General features: G+C 68.7%; 14 protein-coding genes. 9 read left to right on the plus strand and 5 right to left on the minus strand.

Annotated elements, in window-relative coordinates:
* The first annotated feature begins 143 nt into the window (after positions 1 to 143).
* From FHS07_RS06220 to FHS07_RS06230, 3 genes are all read left to right on the plus strand, one after another.
* Positions 144 to 1,070 carry a ParA family protein gene (locus FHS07_RS06220; protein ID WP_343054621.1) on the plus strand — a complete coding sequence of 309 codons (927 nt, stop codon included), beginning with the start codon at positions 144 to 146 and terminating at the stop codon, positions 1,068 to 1,070.
* Complete coding sequence (locus FHS07_RS06225) at positions 1,070 to 2,047, plus strand: ParB/RepB/Spo0J family partition protein (RefSeq protein ID WP_183418963.1); 978 nt, start codon at positions 1,070 to 1,072, stop codon at positions 2,045 to 2,047. The genes FHS07_RS06220 and FHS07_RS06225 overlap by 1 nt, the downstream gene beginning before the upstream one ends.
* A gap of 83 nt (positions 2,048 to 2,130) precedes the next feature.
* Positions 2,131 to 2,478: a tryptophan synthase subunit alpha gene (locus FHS07_RS06230; protein ID WP_425488142.1), complete on the plus strand. Its 348-nt coding sequence runs from the start codon at positions 2,131 to 2,133 to the stop codon at positions 2,476 to 2,478.
* Between the two features lie 205 nt (positions 2,479 to 2,683).
* Here the strand turns inward: FHS07_RS06230 and trxA are convergent, their stop codons facing one another.
* From trxA to FHS07_RS06250, 4 genes are all read right to left on the minus strand, one after another.
* Entirely contained in the window at positions 2,684 to 3,007 is a 324-nt protein-coding gene (gene trxA, locus FHS07_RS06235) for a thioredoxin (protein ID WP_183418965.1), read from the minus strand.
* A 62-nt stretch (positions 3,008 to 3,069) separates the two neighbouring features.
* On the minus strand, positions 3,070 to 4,056 hold the full coding sequence (gene trxB, locus FHS07_RS06240; protein WP_183418966.1) for a thioredoxin-disulfide reductase: 987 nt from the start codon (positions 4,054 to 4,056) through the stop codon (positions 3,070 to 3,072).
* A gap of 73 nt (positions 4,057 to 4,129) precedes the next feature.
* Positions 4,130 to 5,752, minus strand: a complete 1,623-nt coding sequence (gene murJ / locus FHS07_RS06245) for a murein biosynthesis integral membrane protein MurJ (RefSeq protein WP_183418967.1) — start codon at positions 5,750 to 5,752, stop codon at positions 4,130 to 4,132.
* Complete coding sequence (locus FHS07_RS06250; protein WP_183418968.1) at positions 5,749 to 7,965, minus strand: DUF6049 family protein; 2,217 nt, start codon at positions 7,963 to 7,965, stop codon at positions 5,749 to 5,751. Before FHS07_RS06250 ends, murJ begins: the two co-directional genes overlap by 4 nt.
* A gap of 106 nt (positions 7,966 to 8,071) precedes the next feature.
* Here FHS07_RS06250 and FHS07_RS06255 point away from each other — a divergent pair, with 106 nt between their 5' ends.
* Together FHS07_RS06255 and FHS07_RS06260 are read left to right on the plus strand one after the other, a co-directional pair.
* Entirely contained in the window at positions 8,072 to 9,583 is a 1,512-nt protein-coding gene (locus tag FHS07_RS06255) for a DUF7059 domain-containing protein (protein ID WP_183418969.1), read from the plus strand.
* A 142-nt stretch (positions 9,584 to 9,725) separates the two neighbouring features.
* Positions 9,726 to 11,153, plus strand: coding sequence for a CCA tRNA nucleotidyltransferase (locus tag FHS07_RS06260; RefSeq protein ID WP_183418970.1), 1,428 nt, complete (start codon positions 9,726 to 9,728; stop codon positions 11,151 to 11,153).
* Positions 11,154 to 11,221: 68 nt separating this feature from the next.
* Here FHS07_RS06260 and FHS07_RS06265 read toward each other — a convergent pair whose 3' ends face one another.
* Positions 11,222 to 12,256 (minus strand): NAD(P)-dependent alcohol dehydrogenase, encoded by a 1,035-nt coding sequence (locus FHS07_RS06265; protein WP_183418971.1) that lies wholly within the window; start codon positions 12,254 to 12,256, stop codon positions 11,222 to 11,224.
* A 235-nt stretch (positions 12,257 to 12,491) separates the two neighbouring features.
* On the opposite strand from FHS07_RS06265, the gene FHS07_RS06270 reads away from it, so the two are divergent.
* The 4 genes from FHS07_RS06270 to FHS07_RS06285 all read left to right on the plus strand — a co-directional run bounded on the left by FHS07_RS06270 (position 12,492) and on the right by FHS07_RS06285 (position 16,748).
* Positions 12,492 to 13,778: a GAF domain-containing protein gene (locus FHS07_RS06270; RefSeq protein WP_183418972.1), complete on the plus strand. Its 1,287-nt coding sequence runs from the start codon at positions 12,492 to 12,494 to the stop codon at positions 13,776 to 13,778.
* A gap of 73 nt (positions 13,779 to 13,851) precedes the next feature.
* Positions 13,852 to 14,376 carry a hypothetical protein gene (locus FHS07_RS06275; RefSeq protein ID WP_183418973.1) on the plus strand — a complete coding sequence of 175 codons (525 nt, stop codon included), beginning with the start codon at positions 13,852 to 13,854 and terminating at the stop codon, positions 14,374 to 14,376.
* Between the two features lie 331 nt (positions 14,377 to 14,707).
* Entirely contained in the window at positions 14,708 to 16,258 is a 1,551-nt protein-coding gene (gene exaC / locus FHS07_RS06280) for an acetaldehyde dehydrogenase ExaC (RefSeq protein ID WP_221189136.1), read from the plus strand.
* A gap of 97 nt (positions 16,259 to 16,355) precedes the next feature.
* Positions 16,356 to 16,748: a DUF779 domain-containing protein gene (locus FHS07_RS06285; protein WP_183418974.1), complete on the plus strand. Its 393-nt coding sequence runs from the start codon at positions 16,356 to 16,358 to the stop codon at positions 16,746 to 16,748.
* Positions 16,749 to 17,006 lie beyond the last annotated feature (258 nt).

A 17,006-nucleotide genomic window follows, 5' to 3' on the forward strand; every position in this document is an offset into this window, starting at 1 on the left:
GACGGTGAGAGACGCGGGCGACGGTCATGAGCGGGGGAGTCGTTCTACCCGGCACGCGTCCCATCCACACCTTCAAGACGATGCACATGGACAGGCGATGTCAGGGGCCGCAGGTAGACTGAGCGAGTTCGCGAAGGTGAGAGGTGTTTCACGTGAAACAATCCGGTGAGGCGTCTTCGTCCTTTTCTCTCGACGACTCCCCCATTGCTCGTGAGATCGCGGATCTGTCCGCACGCCGGCGTGCGCTCGAGGTGGTCGATGTCAAACTGTCGGGCCGTACCCGCGTATTCACGGTGTCGAACCAGAAGGGCGGGGTCGGAAAGACCACGACCGCGGTCAACATGGCAGCAGCTCTCGCGTCGGTGGGCGCCCGCGTTCTCGTCATCGATCTTGATCCCCAGGGGAACGCATCCACGGCCCTCGGTGTCGCACACAACGCCGAGACCCCGAGTGTCTACGACGTTCTCATCAACGACGTTCCACTCCTCGACATCGTTCAGACGAGCCCCGAGTCTCCTGACCTGCTCTGCGCTCCGAGCACCATCCATCTCGCCGGTGCCGAGATCGAGCTCGTCTCGCAGGTTGCACGCGAGCATCGTCTACGCGGTGCTCTTCGCGAGTATATCGAGATCGAGGGCAACCACCTCGACTTCGTGATCATCGACTGCCCGCCTTCGCTGGGGCTTTTGACCATCAATGCCTTCACGGCCGCCGACGAAGTGATGATTCCCATCCAGTGCGAGTACTACGCCCTCGAAGGACTCAGCCAACTACTCGGGAGCGTGCAAATGATCCAGAAGCACCTCAATCCGAAGCTCCATGTGTCCACCATCCTGCTGACCATGTATGACGGACGTACACGGCTCGCGCAGCAGGTCGCTGAAGAGGTTCGATCGCACTTCTCTCACGAGGTGCTCGACACGGTCATTCCCCGCTCCGTTCGCGTTTCCGAAGCGCCGAGCTTCGGGCAGACGGTCATCGCGTACGATGGCCAGTCGGCGGGCGCCATCGCATACCGCGAAGCCGCGGTTGAAATCGTCGCTCGCGACACCACCGAAAAGGATTCCTGATGGCTAAGAGGACCGGACTTGGTCGTGGCATCGGTGCGCTCATACCCACCGCCGAACCGTCGGAGGCGCGCCCCGTCGACGTGTTCTTCCCGGGCGCATCCGCATCCGAGAAAGAGAAGTCGTCGTCGGCAACGGCCGACTCTGCGTCGGGCGCCGACGCACAGCTCGTTTCCGTTCCGGGCGCACGTCTCATTCACGTCGACCCGGCGTCGATTGTTCCGAATCCCCGTCAGCCCCGAACGCATTTCGATTCGGACGACCTCGCTGAGCTGGTGCACTCCGTCCGCGAGTTCGGCGTGCTGCAGCCTGTTGTCGTTCGCGACAAGGGCGACGGCACGTACGAACTCATCATGGGTGAGCGCCGAACTCGCGCGTCGCGTGAAGCCGGCCTCGCCACCATCCCGGCGGTCGTTCGCGAGACCGATGACGAGTATCTGCTTCGTGATGCACTTCTCGAGAACCTCCACCGGTCTCAGCTGAACCCCCTCGAAGAGGCGTCGGCATATCAGCAGCTGTTGGAAGACTTCGGCATCACGCAGGAGGAACTCGCGACGCGGATCGGACGTTCTCGTCCTCAGATCAGCAACACCATCCGTCTTCTGAAGCTGCCGGTCCCCGTGCAGCAGCGCGTCGCCGCGGGCGTCCTGAGTGCGGGTCACGCTCGCGCCATCCTGTCGCTCGACGACCCGCGCGATATGCAGAAACTCGCGGACAAGATCGTGAACGAGGACTTGTCGGTGCGCGCCGCCGAGGCAGCCGCGAAGATGCCCGGTGTGGTGCCCGTCCGCCAGAAGCCGACGGCCGGCACCCGTCAGGCGGGACTGGACCAGATCGCCGATCGACTCGGTGACCGGTTCGACACGAAGGTCCGAGTGTCTCTGGGCGCTAAAAAAGGCCAGATCAGCATCGATTTCGCCTCCATCCAGGATCTGAATCGCATCCTGTCGACCCTCGGTGAAGACGGCTACACCGGCTGAATCGCCAGGGGTCTCCGTACCGTATCGGGTCGGGGGATCTGATCGCGGGCCTCGGCGTCGGCGGCTCGACGTACGCTGGAATGGTGACAGCGAACGACGACACCCTGCGCCGCCGCGCCAGCCTCGAGCTGCTGCGCGCGGAGGCGTCCGACGAGTTGGCCGTGCTCATCCACGAGCGTCTGCGCGGTGGTGAAGACCCGTGGGACTTCATGGAAGACCTGCCGAGCGTCGACGAACTCGTCGTGCTCACTCTGCGCGCGGAGAACATCGCGGAGAACGGGGGCCAACGCCCGAACCGTTCGCGCAACTACCGTGTGCTCCGGCAGATCTCCCTCGATTACCCGCCCCTGACACGCGCTGTGTGGCGCATTCTGGGCGACGAAGAGCCGCACCGCCGGTGGGATGCGAGCGTACGTCTCGACGCATCCTGAGGGCGCTCAGCGCCCTCTGACACCGACCCGGGCGTCGGCGGAGAGCCGGCTCGGCATCCGCGTTCGTTTCGAGCCCAGGGCTCGGCATCCGAGATCCGTGATGTCGTCGATATTTCGTGGCCGCGTGACGCGGACCTACGCGGCGAATCCCCGGATACGACGAAAGCCCCGAAACCGTCAGGAATCGGGGCTTTCGTCGGGAGTCTCAGCCGAGGAACGGCGCGAGGTCCTGCTCGAGCGCGAACTTGGGCTTCGCGCCGATGATCGTGGTCTTGACTTCGCCACCCTGGAACACCTTCATCGCGGGGATCGAGGTGATCTGGTACTTCATCGCGAGATCGGGGTTCTCGTCGACGTTGAGCTTGAGGATCGTGATCTTGCCCGCGTTCTCGTTCTGGATCTCGTCGAGAACGGGCGCGACCATGCGACACGGTCCGCACCACTCGGCCCAGAAGTCCACGAGCACGGGTCCGTCAGCCTGCAGGACGTCCTGCTCGAACGTGGCGGAGGTCGTCGCCTTGGCAGTCATTGCATATCTCCTTAGATGGAAGCGTCAGTAGGTGAAAACGCCGGTGAGCGAGGATTTGTTCCTCAGACGACCGCGACGTCGGGGAGGCCTTCGATGGGGCTCTCCGAGACGGCGGGTTCGCCGGCCTCGCCGCGGGCGGCAAGGAAGTGCTCGACGTCGAGGGCGGCGACGGTGCCGCTGCCCGCGGCGGTGATCGCCTGACGATAGGTGGGGTCGATCACGTCGCCGGCGGCGAAGACGCCCGGGACGGACGTACGCGAGGACCGCCCGTCGACCCAGATGGTGCCCTGGTCGGTGAGCTGCAGCTTGTCGTGCACCAAGTGCGTGCGGGGGTCGTTGCCGATCGCGACGAACAGGCCGTCGAGGGGCAGCTCACGCGTCGTGTCGTCGATGGTCGAGCGCAGACGCACGCCATTGACAGCGTCGTCACCGAGGATCTCATCGACGGCGCTGTTCCAGATGAACTCGATCTTGGGGTTCGCGAAAGCGCGCTCCTGCATGATCTTGGACGCGCGCAGCGAGTCCTTGCGGTGGATCACGTAGACCTTCGACGCGAACTTGGTGAGGAAGTTGGCCTCTTCCATGGCCGAGTCGCCGCCGCCGACGACCGCGATGGTGCGGTCGCGGAAGAAGAACCCGTCGCACGTGGCGCACCACGAGACACCGCGCCCGGAAAGGCGCTCTTCGCCCTCGAGGCCGAGCTTGCGATAGGCCGAGCCCGTGGCGTAGATGACCGACACGGCCTCTTCGACCTTGCCGCTGCCGAGCGTGATCGTCTTGACGGGGCCGTCCAAGTCGAGCGACACGACGTCGTCGTAGAGCACCTGGGCGCCGAAACGCTCGGCCTGCGCCTGCATCTTGGCCATGAGGTCGGGACCCTGGATGCCGTCGGGGAACCCGGGGAAGTTCTCGACCTCGGTGGTGTTCATGAGGTCGCCGCCGGCTTCGACGGAGCTCGCGACGACGAGGGGCTCGAGGTTGGCTCGGGCAGCGTAGATAGCGGCCGTGTAGCCGGCCGGGCCCGATCCGATGATGATGACGTGACGCACGTTTGCGCCTTCCTCTCGTTGATTCCGTCGGATGAAACCCATGCTAGCCGCGGCGTATTCCACGGCCGCAGGGCTAGCGCTTGGGGAGGAACCGCCGGCCGAGCGCGATCGCCGGTTCGAGCTCCGACGTCCGGAGAAGGGCCAGGATGCCGAGGTACACGGCGAGGACGACGGATCCGACCAGCGCGGCTCCCAGAGCGCCCGACACGACGGATGCCGACAGCCAACCCTCGGGGCCGCCGCACAGCAGCACGACACCCCAGCCCGCCGCGGCGGCGGGTACGGCGACGAGAACGAACCGCACGAGCGGGGTCAGCCAGGCGCGGACACCGATGCCGCCGAGGCGCCGATGCAGGATCACCGTGGCGACGACCACCTGCACCACGCTCGCGAGGGACTGACCCAGCGCGACCCCCGCCGCCAGCTGTGCCAGGGGAAGAGCCCCGGCCCCCACTGCGGCTCCGGCGATCAGGGCCGTCACCGCGACCAGCACGCCCTGCGCGAGGGTGAAGAAGAACGGCGTCCGTGTGTCGTTGTAGGCGTAGAAGGTGCGTTGGACCACGAACAGCACGGCCAGCGGCAGCAGGCAGACGAGGAAGCACAACAGGACGGGGGCGGCAGCAAGGGCCTCGTCGGAGCTGTTCGTGAAGACGCGGGTGGCCGGCACGGAGGCGACGGCCAGTGCAGCGGTGGCGACGACGATGAACAGCCCGAGGACGCGGATGCTGCGGACGATGTCGGACTTCACCTCGTCGTGTCGACCGGCCGCGGCGTGCTCGCTGAGCTGCGTGAAGTAAGGCGTGCCGATGGACAGCACGATGATCGAGTAGGGCAGCATGAACACCAGCCACGCGTTCTGCGTGGCGATGATCGCGGGTCCGGTACCCGAGGCGCCGGACAGCACACGTGTTTGCACGATTCCGGCCAGCTGCCCCACGATGACCATAAGGAACGTCCAACCGGCCAGTCGTCCGATGTGGCGCAGGCCCACGCCACGCCAGCGGAAGTCGGGACGCAGCTGCAGACCGGCCCGGCGCCAGAACACGAGCAGCACGACGGTCTGCAACACGATGCCGCCGGTCGCGACACCACCGAGCAGACCGATCATCGTGGGCGTCCACTGCAGGACGTCGGGACTCGGCCCCCCGAACAGCAGAAGGAAGATGCCGAAGCCGATGATGGAGACGACGTTGTTGACGATGGGCGCCCACGTGTACGGGCCGAACACCTTCCGCGCGTTGAGGATCTCACCCAGAAGCGCGTAGAGGCCGTAGAAGAAGATCTGCGGCAGGCACCAGTACGCGAAGGCGGTGGCCAACGCGATCTGATCGGGCGCGACCTTGGTGGGGTCGATGTAGACGGTGACGATCAACGGGGCGGCGATCATCGCGAGGGCTGTCGCCGCGAGCAGGATCACCGTTCCCAGCGTGAAGAGCTTCGAGACGAAGGCGCGGCCGCCGTCCGCGTGTGCGGCGGCCTTGACGATCTGCGGGACGATCACGGCCGTGAGCACACCGGTCGAGATCACCGTGTAGATGTTGTTCGGCAGCTGGTTGGCCAGACCGAACGCGTCACCCGCAGCGCTGCCCACCGAGCCGACGATCGCGACCAGCACGACGATGCGCAGCAGCCCGCTCACGCGGGAGACGATCGTCCCCGCCCCGATGAGCACACTCGCCCGTCCGATACTGCTCACGGGCGGATCTCCTGTTCGTCGGGCGATGGTGCGGTCTCGTCTGCGGACTCTGCGGGGCTGCGCCCGTCGTCATCCGGCCCCTTCGCGCCGAGGCCGTCGACGGGGGTGTCGGAATCCGGAGTCGGCGTGGATTCCTCTTCTGTGCGAGTGCGACGTCGACGAGCGATCGTCCGGACGACACCGAGGCCGAGGAAGCCCACCACGAGCACGACGATGACGATCAACCCGATGCTCTCCCACTCGGCGCGCACCTCGACGTCGACCCTCTGCGGGGCCCCGACCGGCTGGTCCGTGGGGCTGTAGAGCTGCAGATCGACGGTGACCTCGCCGTTCGCGATACGGGCTTCGACGGGCACCTCGACGCGGGTATTGGCCGCGGCCTGCGCCTCGACCGTCGTGCGATCCTGCACGCGCAGGCGCGCGTCGTTCGGGCTGACGTCGAGCACCACCGTGACGGGCCACGGCAGATCGTTGCGCACCCAGGGCCGCAGCGGAGCGCTGGAGCTGACCAGGCGGAAGTCGGAGGAGAGGATGCCGACGGAGTCCAGCGTGGTCTGCGTACCGGCACGGTGGTCGGCGACGGCCTGACGGGCGGCGTCGCCCGTCCAGGAGACGTTGATGACCTGCAGCATCTCGGCGCGTTCGCGACCGGTGAGCAACTCGGGTTGATCGAGAATCGTGGCGAAACGGTCGACCGACTGCTCGTCGGAGAGCAGATCGCCCACCTCGGTCACCCGCGTCGAGTCGACCATGGGCGCGGCGAGGGAGATCTCGGATGCCGGCCGGCTCGAGACCTCGGCGAGGGTCGATGCCGCGAACCCCGGGGCGGAGGAGAGCAGACCGAGCGTGGCGCGCAGGCTCACGCGGGAGCGGTCGGTGCCGCGGTCGATCACGGCGAGCACCGGTTCGTCGCCGGCGGAGACCCGCGCGATGGCCAGGTACGCCTGCGCGGCGGCCAGGGACGCACTGCGGCGTGTGGCATCGTTCTCGTCGGCTGCGGCGGAGATCGTCCTCGACACCTCGGCGTCGTACACCGGGGTCGAGACACCTGCGACGGCGGCGGCCGCAACGCGCGAACCGCCCGAGACGCTGGTCGAAGCCGTTAAGACGTGGGCGGGTTCCTCGGGGGTTCCCAGGGCGCCGAGCGCCGCTACCGTGTCGGTCCCGGCCGACCCCGTGGCCGGCCAGAAGACGTTCGACGTCGCCGAGCCGATGTCGAGCAGCGTCGTCAGCGTCGGATAGGTCGGCTGTCCCGGGCTCGCCGAGGGGGCCGGGGCCGGACTCGAGACGGCGGAGACGGCGGGCGCCGGGCCGGTGAAATCGGCCTCCGTCATGTACGACTGCAGCGACGTCGGACCCAACGGCGCGGTCACTCCGGCCTGCAGCTGGGCGGCGATGTCGGCATCGCCGAACTGCAGCGCGAACCTGTCGTTCGGCAGCGCCATGAGACGCTGCAGCCAGGCGACTGCCGTGGGCGGTGCTGCTGAGCCGAGAACGCGGATCGCGGCCGGTATGGCCGGGTCGATGGCCAGGGTGGCCGCTGTGCCGTCGACGGCGTCGAGCTGGGCCGACAGCGCTCCGTCGACCGCCGTCAGCTCCGCCAGCTCGGTGCCGGTCAGCAGACCCCGCGTCAGGGGAGCCGCTGTGATGGGCACCACGAGGGCGATCGGGGTGGTCGAACCGTCCGACGGCACGACCACGACGCTCGGTGCCGTCAGGCCCGCCGTCGACACGAGCACCGGGTAGACCCCGGCACCGCGGCCGGCGAGGGTCGGATCGGTCGCGGGGACGGTCAGCGTCACCGAGTTCTGGGCGCCGGAGGCGGTGGCATCCACCGTTCCCGTCGCCACCTGCTGCAGGGTCTGTCCCGACGCATCACCGCCGAGCCAGCGGTCGAGGGAGGCGTCGTCACCGAGGGATGCCGCACCCACCGAGAGGACGACGGGCGTCGCTGTGGCGGCCGAGGATCCCGCCGACAGCGTGACAACGACCGACAGGGGGTCGCCGGGGCGCAGGATCCCGTTCGCCGCGGGAGCGGCGGACAGCACCGAGGCGACGGTTGCGGTCGTCGGCGAAGGATCGGGGGTCGCGGCGAACGCGGCGGCCGACGGCAGCGCCACACCGAGGGCCAGGGCGGCGGCGGCGAGGGTCGCCAACAGCCGGCGCGCGAGGGGGCGCCGCAGCACGGGTGAGCCCGAAGGCGGGGAAGTCACGGTCATACGAGCGTCGGTGGCACGAGGGGGCCTCGCACCGCGATGAGTCTAGGCCCGCGTGCCTTGAAGCCCCCCGATAGCCTCGCGCAGACGCTTGAATGGACCGGTGCTCCCCGAACCCGACCCCCGCCTCTGCCAAGCGCTCGCCGCCGATCTCCGTGCCGCCGACTACGCGAGCTCCACGCTCCGCGAGGCCTGGGGCGCGCAAGCGGATGACGCCGTGGCGCGCGGCCTACGCCGCCCGGCCGAGCGCGCTGTCGACTCCCGCGACGATGCCCTCGCCGTGCTGGGGCGCCTGTGGGGGCTCGGTCTCACCGAGGATCGCGAACGGGTGGCTTCGGCCCTGCCGTCGGTGGGTGTCGACGGTGCGGAGGCGCTGGGCCTCGTGCGTGTCGAGGGCGATGAGGTGTACCCCGCGGTGCTCGTGCGGCCGCAGGCGTTCTCGGACGACGCGGGCGAGGTCGAATGGTGGATCGCGAGCGACCTCGACGAGGCGGCGCTCGAGGGGCCTCTGCCCGAGGACCACGTCTTGGGTGTCGGTGGGGCCTCGCAGACCCTGGCCCGCTTGCAGCTGACCCGCGGCGCGAGGACCGCGCTCGACGTCGGGACGGGGTGCGGCATCCAGGCTCTTCGCCTGCGCCGCCTCGTGGAGCACGTCGTGGCCACCGACATCTCCGAGCGGGCGCTGCGGTTCACCCGGCTGAACGCGCTGCTGAACGGCGTCGACGGCATCGAGACCCGGCACGGCTCGCTCTACGACCCTGTCGCGGGTGAGACGTTCGACCGGGTGGCATCCAATCCCCCGTTCGTCATCACGCCCCGCGTCGAGGGGGTTCCGGCGTACGAGTACCGCGACGGCGGGATGGAGGGCGATTCGCTGGTGGCGGCCGTCGTCGCGGGCGCGGTTTCGCACCTCTCCCCCGGCGGCGTCGCGCAGTCCCTGGGCAATTGGGAGTATCGCGAGGGTGAGCCGGGACTCGACCGTGTCCGCTCGTGGGTGGGCGAGGAGATGGATGCCTGGGTGATCGAACGCGAGGTGCTCGATCCGCTCGCCTACGCGGAGCTGTGGGTGCGCGACGGCGGCACCATTCCGGGAACTCCCGCGTACGGGCGCCTCATCGACGCGTGGCTCGACGATTTCGCCCGCCGCGGCGTGACGGGCATCGGCTTCGGTTATCTGCTGCTGCGCAAACCCCTGGCCGGTGGCCCCACCCTGGCGCGGTACGAGCGCGTCGCAGGAGGCGGGGAGTCCGCGTTCGGACCGCACCTCGCAGCCTGCCTCGCCGCGCACGACCGTGCGGCGCTGCTGGACGACGACGACCTCGCGGCGAGCGTGCTGCAGGTGGCGCCCGACGTCACCGAGGCGCGCCACTACCGTCCGGGTGAGGGCGATCCGTCGGTCATCGAGTTGCACCAGGGCGGTGGCTTCGCGCGGCGGATCGAGGTCGACCCGGCCCTCGCGGCGCTGGTGGGCGCGTGCGACGGCGATCTGGCCGTCGGGGTGCTGATCGACGCCATCGCCCAGTTGATGGAGGTGGATGCCGCGCACCTCCGCGCCGATCTCCTGCCGCGCGTGCGCGAGCTGCTGGTGACGGGGTTCGTTTCGTTCGCCGACTGAGGCGCGTGGTCGCGGCCGCTGACCACGCGGGTGTCCGCGAAACCCGGACGTGTATTCCGTGGCATCGGGTGTCCTGGACACTCGATGAGGGCTGCCGGGAGGCGCGAGGTCGCTGTCGGCGGCCCCGGATAGGCTCGAAGACATGCTGAACATGGCCGAGGGTCTCGCGCGCCTCGAGGAGCTCGCCGCGCACCCCGTCGTCGCCACCGTCGCCCGTGCCTTCGCCGAAGCCGGCCGTGATCTCGCGATCGTCGGTGGCCCCGTCCGCGACGCGCTGCTGGGCCGCACCACGCACGACTTCGACTTCACCACCGACGCCCGTCCCGACGAGATCCTCGCGCTGATCAAACCCGTCTCGTCGGTCCAGTGGGACGTCGGCCGCGAATTCGGAACCATCGGCGCGCGCGTCAAGGGTGAGCAGGTCGAGATCACCACCTACCGAGCCGACAGCTACGACGGGGTGACCCGCAAGCCCACGGTGGAGTTCGGCGACACCCTCGAGGCCGACCTCACCCGCCGCGACTTCACCGTCAACGCGATGGCGCTCCGCGTGCCCGCGCGCACGCTCGTCGACCCGACCGGTGGCGTCGAAGACCTGATCGCCGGGCGTCTGCGCACCCCCATAGACCCCGCCGTGAGCTTCGGCGATGATCCGCTGCGCATGCTCCGTGCGGCCCGGTTCTCGTCGCAGCTCGACTTCACCGTCGATCGTGAGACCCTCGACGCGATCGCCGACCTGCGGGCGTCGCTTCAGATCGTCAGCCCCGAGCGCGTGCAGGCCGAGCTCGTGCGTCTGCTGCAGACCGACGACCCCGTCCGCGGCATCCGCGTGCTCGTCGAGACCGGCCTGATCGAGGAGTTCCTGCCCGAGGTACCGGCTCTGCGCCTCGAGGTCGACGAGCACCACCACCACAAAGACGTCTACGAGCACTCCCTCACCGTGCTGCGTCAGGCGATCGAGCTCGAAAAGGCCCGGCATCCGGATGCCGCCCCCGATGTCCCTCTGCGCCTGGCCGCGCTCCTGCACGACATCGGCAAGCCCGCGACACGACGACTCGAGCCGGGCGGGGGCGTGACATTCCACCACCACGACGTCAAGGGTGCGCGCCTGGCCCGCAAGCGCCTGCAGGCGCTGCGCTTCGACGCTGCGACCACCACCGTCGTCACGCGTCTGGTCGAGCTGCACCTGCGTTTCTTCGGCTACGCCGAGGGGGCGTGGACGGATGCCGCGGTGCGCCGGTACGTCCGCGATGCCGGGGCCGAACTGGAGCGCCTGCACATCCTCACCCGGGCCGATGTGACCACCCGCAACAAGCGCAAGGCGCAGCGACTGGCATCCGCCTACGACGACATCGAGGGGCGCATCTCCGCCCTCCGCGAGCAGGAGGAGATCGACTCGATCCGCCCCGAGCTCGACGGCAACCGCATCCAGGAGGTGCTGGGGCTGAAGCCCGGACGCGAGGTCGGCGAGGCGTATCGCTTCCTGCTCGACCTGCGGCTCGACGAGGGTGTGGTCGGCGAGGACGAGGCCGAGAAGCGCCTCCGGGAGTGGTGGGCGGCGCGGGGCTGACTGCGCATGCCGCTGACGGCATGAGGTGGTGGCATCCATGATCGGACGGCACCCCCTCACGCCGTGGTTCAGGGAACGACGACCGCGCGGCCGCGAACCTGTCCCCGGTGCAGCTTCGCGTAGGCCTCGACCGCGCCGTCGAAGTCGTAACGCTCGACGTGTACGCCCACGGCCCCGCTGCGGGCGAGGTCCAGCACCTCGATGAGCTCGCCGCGCGTGCCCCAGTACGGTGCGCGCACGGCCGCACCCATCGGCGTGGAGAAGAAGCCGGTGGGCATGATGCCGCCGCCGATTCCGACGATGTGGATGAAGCTGTCGATGCCCGCGACGGCGCGGGCCAGGTCGATCGTGGGCTGCACGCCGACGAAATCGAAGACCGCCGTGGCCCCGAGTCCGTTCGTCAGCTCGCGGATGCGCTCGGCGGCGTGCTCATCGGAGGTCACCGTGTGGTGCGCGCCGACTTCGCGAGCCAGTGCCAGCTTGTCCTCGCCGAGGTCTACGGCGATGACCGTGGCCTGCGACACCGCGCGCAGGATCTGCACGCCGACATGGCCGAGGCCGCCCACGCCGATGACCACGGCGGTGGCGCCGGGGTAGAGCTTCTCCTTCGCCGACACGATCGCGTGGTACGGCGTGAGCCCGGCGTCCGTCAGAGACACCGTCGCGACGGGGTCGAGGTCGTCGAGCGGGGCGAGATGGCGCGGGTCGTCGACGATCACGTACTCGGCCATGGCGCCGGGGCTGCCGAGTCCCGGAGGGGTGATGCCCATCTCGGCGGCGTACGGGCAGTAGTTCTCGGCGCCCTCCGCGCACGCGTGGCACCGACCGCATCCCCATGGTCCGTAGATCGCGTACGCCCCGCCGATGGTCACCCCCTCGACGCCTTCGCCGAGCTCGTCCACGATCCCGGCACCCTCGTGGCCGAGCGTGAGCGGCAGACCGTAGGTGTACTGCTCCTCGGGAAGATCCATCACGAACCAGTCGGAGTGGCACAGGCCGGCCGCCGTCACCTTGAGACGCACCTCACCGGGGCCTGCATGGGGCTCGTCGATCTCGACGACCTCGGGTCCTTTTCCGATCTCGCGGTACTGCACTGCCTTCATGGCATTCCCCTCTGTCGGTTCCTCCACCGTGCTCTTCTCTTCCGCGCACGGCAACGGGGGTTGACGGCCGCACAACCTCACCGGGATCGGCTCTGCATCGACCGGGTGGCGGAGCGCATGCCCCGGGTGGGACCTCGCTGCTGCGCTGGCCGAGGGTCTGCGGGTTCGCCCCTCCCGCCCGGTCGCCGCCCGACCTACACTGGAACCCACCTCCGTCACCGCCGATGGGAGTCCTGTGCCCTCCTCCTGGTCGCGACCGGCCATCTCCCCCGAGACCTCGGGACTGCTGATCGCGCGCGCACACGACGAACTCCTCGCCGGCAATGAAGATCGGCGCCTCGACGACGTTCGTCCGCTGGTCACCGAGTCGTGGCGGCGGTCGATGGCATCCCTCGTCGGTCCCGAAGGACTCCCCACGCTCGAGCTGGCGTCGGAGGAACTCGAGGCGTACCGCCGGGCTCATCCCCTGGCCGGGGTCATGGACATGGTGCGCGCCCTGCTGCTTCCCGGCACCGCCGAGGAGTCGGGCGTCATCGTCGCCGTCGGCGACGCGGCGGGGCGCCTGCTGTGGGTCGAGGGCGACCGACACATCCGCACCTTGACCGGTGACCTGGGCTTCGTCGCGGGGGCGAACTGGGCCGAGGATGCCGTGGGCACCTCCGCACCCGGGACCGCTTTGACCCTCGATCGCTCGGTGCAGATCCGCGGCGCCGAGCACTTCAACCGTCTCGTACAACCGTGGTCGTGCACCGCGGCGCCCGTGCACGACCCGGAGACGCGCCGTCTGATCGGGATGATCGACGTCACGGGAGGCCCCGAGGCCGTGACGCCCCAGGCGCAACTGCTGGTGGATGCCACCGCCCGGGCCATCGAGAGCGAGATCCTCGTCGCGCGGCTGCGTGCGCAACAGGCTCCTCCGCCGCGACGTTCGGCGCCCGCGCGCGCTCTGCTGCGCATCCTCGGACGTGACCGCGCGATGCTCGAGATCGGCGGATCGACGCTCGAACTCAGCGCGCGCCACGCCGAGATCCTGCTGCTGCTCGCCGTGCACCGCGAGGGACTGTCGGCCGAGGCGCTGAGCGAGGCCGTCTACGGCCACGCAGCCGTCGAGACGCTCCGGCCGGAGATGGTGCGGCTCCGCCGCGCCCTGGTTCCCCTCGCGCCGCGGGTGGTGCCGGCATCCCGGCCCTACCGGCTCATCGACGGACTCGAGACCGACGCCCAGCACGTGCTGTCGCTTCTCGATCGCGGCGCGCACCGGGTGGCCCTCGCGGCCTACTCGGGTCCGGTGCTGCCCGAGTCCGACGCGCCGGGGGTGGTCGAGGTACGCGAATCGGTGCGCTCGACGCTGCGAGAGGCCTTGATCGCCGAGGCCGGTGTCGACGTGCTCCTCGCCTACGCCGACGCCGTCGACGGGCGCGACGACGAAGAGGTGCTGCGGTTGTGTCTGTCGATGCTGCCCCCGCGCTCGCCGAAACGCGCCGGCCTCGTCGCGCGGATCGAGCGGTTGGAGCGGGAGTGAGGGGCGCTGACGCTTTCGTGCGCGTTCACTCCGCGGTGGGCCCGATGTCGGAGGCCCTCGTTACTCTGAACATATGGACGAAAACGCGCTCGACATCTTCTCGGCAGCCCGCGCCCGTCGCGACGTGGCGCGTATCCGCGAGGCGCTGGCCGAGGTCAAGGCGGGCGATGTCGCCCGCGTGATCGTGCGTTCGCCGCGCTACGGCCTCTATGCCCTCGAGGGCACCGTGCGCATCGGTGTGGGCGGTCAGCCCCTGGTAGGCGACGTGATCCTCGCGACGAGTTCCGAGATCCAGCGCATCGATCTCGGCATCGACCCACCGCAGCCGGCGCTCGAGGCCGACGTGGTCGACCCCTCGACCCTCCCCCATGGCACGCCGGTTCGCGTGACGTTCCTCACGCCGACGCACCAGACGTTCGCCCTCACCGGCCCGATCACGGCGGGCAACGATCGGTTCCTCCTCGTGGGCAGTTGGATCGTCGCCGATGACCGCGTGATCGCCCCGCGCGTGCAGAGCATCGAGCGCCTCGACGACGTCGACGTGCACGAAGTCAACGTGCCGCCGCTGCGATCGGTGCTGGCTGACGCCGACGCGTAATCGCGTACGCAGAGCAAATGCCACGGCCCCGGGCCGTGCCGTCCGTCGTCGGTGCGCGCGCTCGCCGGGGTGGTCACGCCCCCGGGCCCGGCGCCGTGCGGGCCGCGCGCCGCGCCATCGAGGGAACACGTTCGTGCTGACATCGCACGCTATGGAGAGGGATGCCGTGCGATGTCGCGAGGATCCTGTGATCTCGCGGCCAGGGGTGCCCGCCTCGATCAGCGAACCCCGCCCGGACCGGTGCAACCCGATGCAACCTCCCTCGGCGTACCGTCGGCGCATCGCCGCCCGGAGCCGTCGCGGCGACTCATGACCGTCGAAGGAGACACGCATGACCATCGTCGAAGAAGGCGTCTCGAGCGTCTACGCCGCCCCCGGAACACGCGGGGCCGTCGCCCAGTATCGCGAGCGGTACGGGCACTACATCGGCGGCGAATGGGTCGAGCCGCACAGCGGGGAGTACTTCGAGAACATCACCCCTGTCACCGGTAAGCCGTTCTGTGAAGTCGGTCGCGGCGACGCCCACGACATCGATCGGGCGGTCGAGGCCGGGTGGAAGGCGTTCGCGACCTGGAAGAAGACCACGCCTGCTGAGCGCAGCGTCATCCTGAACAAGATCGCCGACCGGATCGAAGAGAATCTCGAGAAGATCGCCGTCGCCGAGACCTGGGAGAACGGCAAGCCGGTGCGTGAAACGCTGGCAGCCGACATTCCCCTGACCATCGACCACTTCCGTTACTTCGCGGGAGTGCTGCGGGCCCAGGAGGGCTCGCTCAGCCAGCTCGACGAGAACACCGTGGCGTACCACTTCAACGAGCCACTGGGTGTGGTCGGTCAGATCATCCCGTGGAACTTCCCCATTCTCATGGCGGCATGGAAGCTCGCCCCCGCGCTGGCGGCGGGCAACTGCGTCGTGATCAAGCCGGCGGAGCAGACTCCGGCATCCCTGCTCTTCCTGTTCGACATCATCGGCGACCTGCTGCCGGCCGGTGTCGTGAACATCGTCAACGGTTTCGGCATCGAGGCCGGCGCTCCGCTGGCGCAGCACAAGCGGATCCGCAAGATCGCCTTCACCGGCGAGACCACGACCGGCCGCCTGATCATGCAGTACGCCTCGCAGAACCTCATTCCGGTGACGCTCGAACTCGGCGGCAAGAGCCCCAACGTCTTCTTCGAAGACGTGGCACTACGCAGCGACGACACCTATTACGACAAGGCGCTCGAGGGGTTCACGATGTTCGCGCTGAACCAGGGCGAGGTGTGCACGTGCCCGTCTCGATCGCTGATCCAGCGGTCGATCTACGACCAGTTCCTCGGTGACGGCCTGGAGCGCGTCAAGAAGGTGCGCCAGGGCAACCCGCTCGACCCCGAGACGATGATCGGCGCTCAGGCCTCGAACGACCAGCTCGAGAAGATCCTGTCGTACATCGATATCGGCAAGGCGGGCGGCGCCAAGCTGCTGACGGGTGGAGAACGCGTCGATCTGGGCGGCGACTTGACGGACGGCTACTACATGGCGCCGACCGTTTTCGAGGGCACGAACGACATGCGGATCTTCCAGGAGGAGATCTTCGGTCCCGTCCTGTCGGTGACGTCGTTCGACGATTTCGACGACGCCATCTCGATCGCCAACGACACGCTGTACGGCCTCGGAGCCGGGGTGTGGAGCCGCAGCGGCGACACCGCCTACCGCGCCGGTCGTGCCATCGAGGCCGGGCGCGTCTGGACGAACACGTATCACCAGTACCCCGCTCACGCGGCGTTCGGCGGCTACAAGCAGTCCGGTATCGGTCGCGAGAACCACCTCAAGATGCTCGATCACTACCAGCAGACCAAGAACCTGCTGGTGTCGTATGCCGATGGGGCCATGGGCTTCTTCTGAGCGGTCGAGTCGGGGTCGTGACGGCGATCCCGACCCGTGTGACCCCCGGTTCGTCCCGGGGGTCACACCCATTTCCGGATTCGAAGGAGAAGAACGGATGCCAGACCTTTCACGCGTGGATGTGACGGATGCCGCGGCCGCACTGCTGCGCGACTTGACGGTGAAGCACGGCCCGCTGATGTTCCATCAGTCCGGCGGCTGCTGTGACGGCAGCTCACCGATGTGTTACCCGGTGGGAATGTTCATCACGGGCCCCAGCGACGTGCACCTCGGTGACATCGAGGTCGGTCTCGACGACCCGATCGAGGTCTACATGTCGGAGTCGCAGTTCGAGTACTGGAAGTTCACGCACCTGACGATCGACGTCGTTCCCGGCCGCGGCGCCGGCTTCTCGGTCGAGGGTCCGACGGGGATGCGATTCCTCATCCGTTCGCGGATGCTGACGGAAGAGGAGGCGGAGGCGTTCGGGGTGGGAGTTCGTTCCGAATGAGGGCCGCCCGCCACCATCTCTCGCGTGCCCACGACGTGGCGCTGAATGCCGTGATGAGCACTGGCACGGAGAGCACGGCGTCGGGTGCCAGGCCCGCGATGAGGAACCCGGTCAGGACGACCGACACGGCGGCCACCCATCTGGTCGCCGGGCGCAGGGGATCGATGAGAAGACCCCACCCGGTGCCGATGATCGCGACGTAGACCGCGACGATGATCGCCAGATCGACTGTCTCCCGCACGACGTGCCCCCTCGCGA

It is taken from the genome of Microbacterium proteolyticum (assembly GCF_014192415.1).
Lineage (GTDB): Bacteria > Actinomycetota > Actinomycetes > Actinomycetales > Microbacteriaceae > Microbacterium > Microbacterium proteolyticum.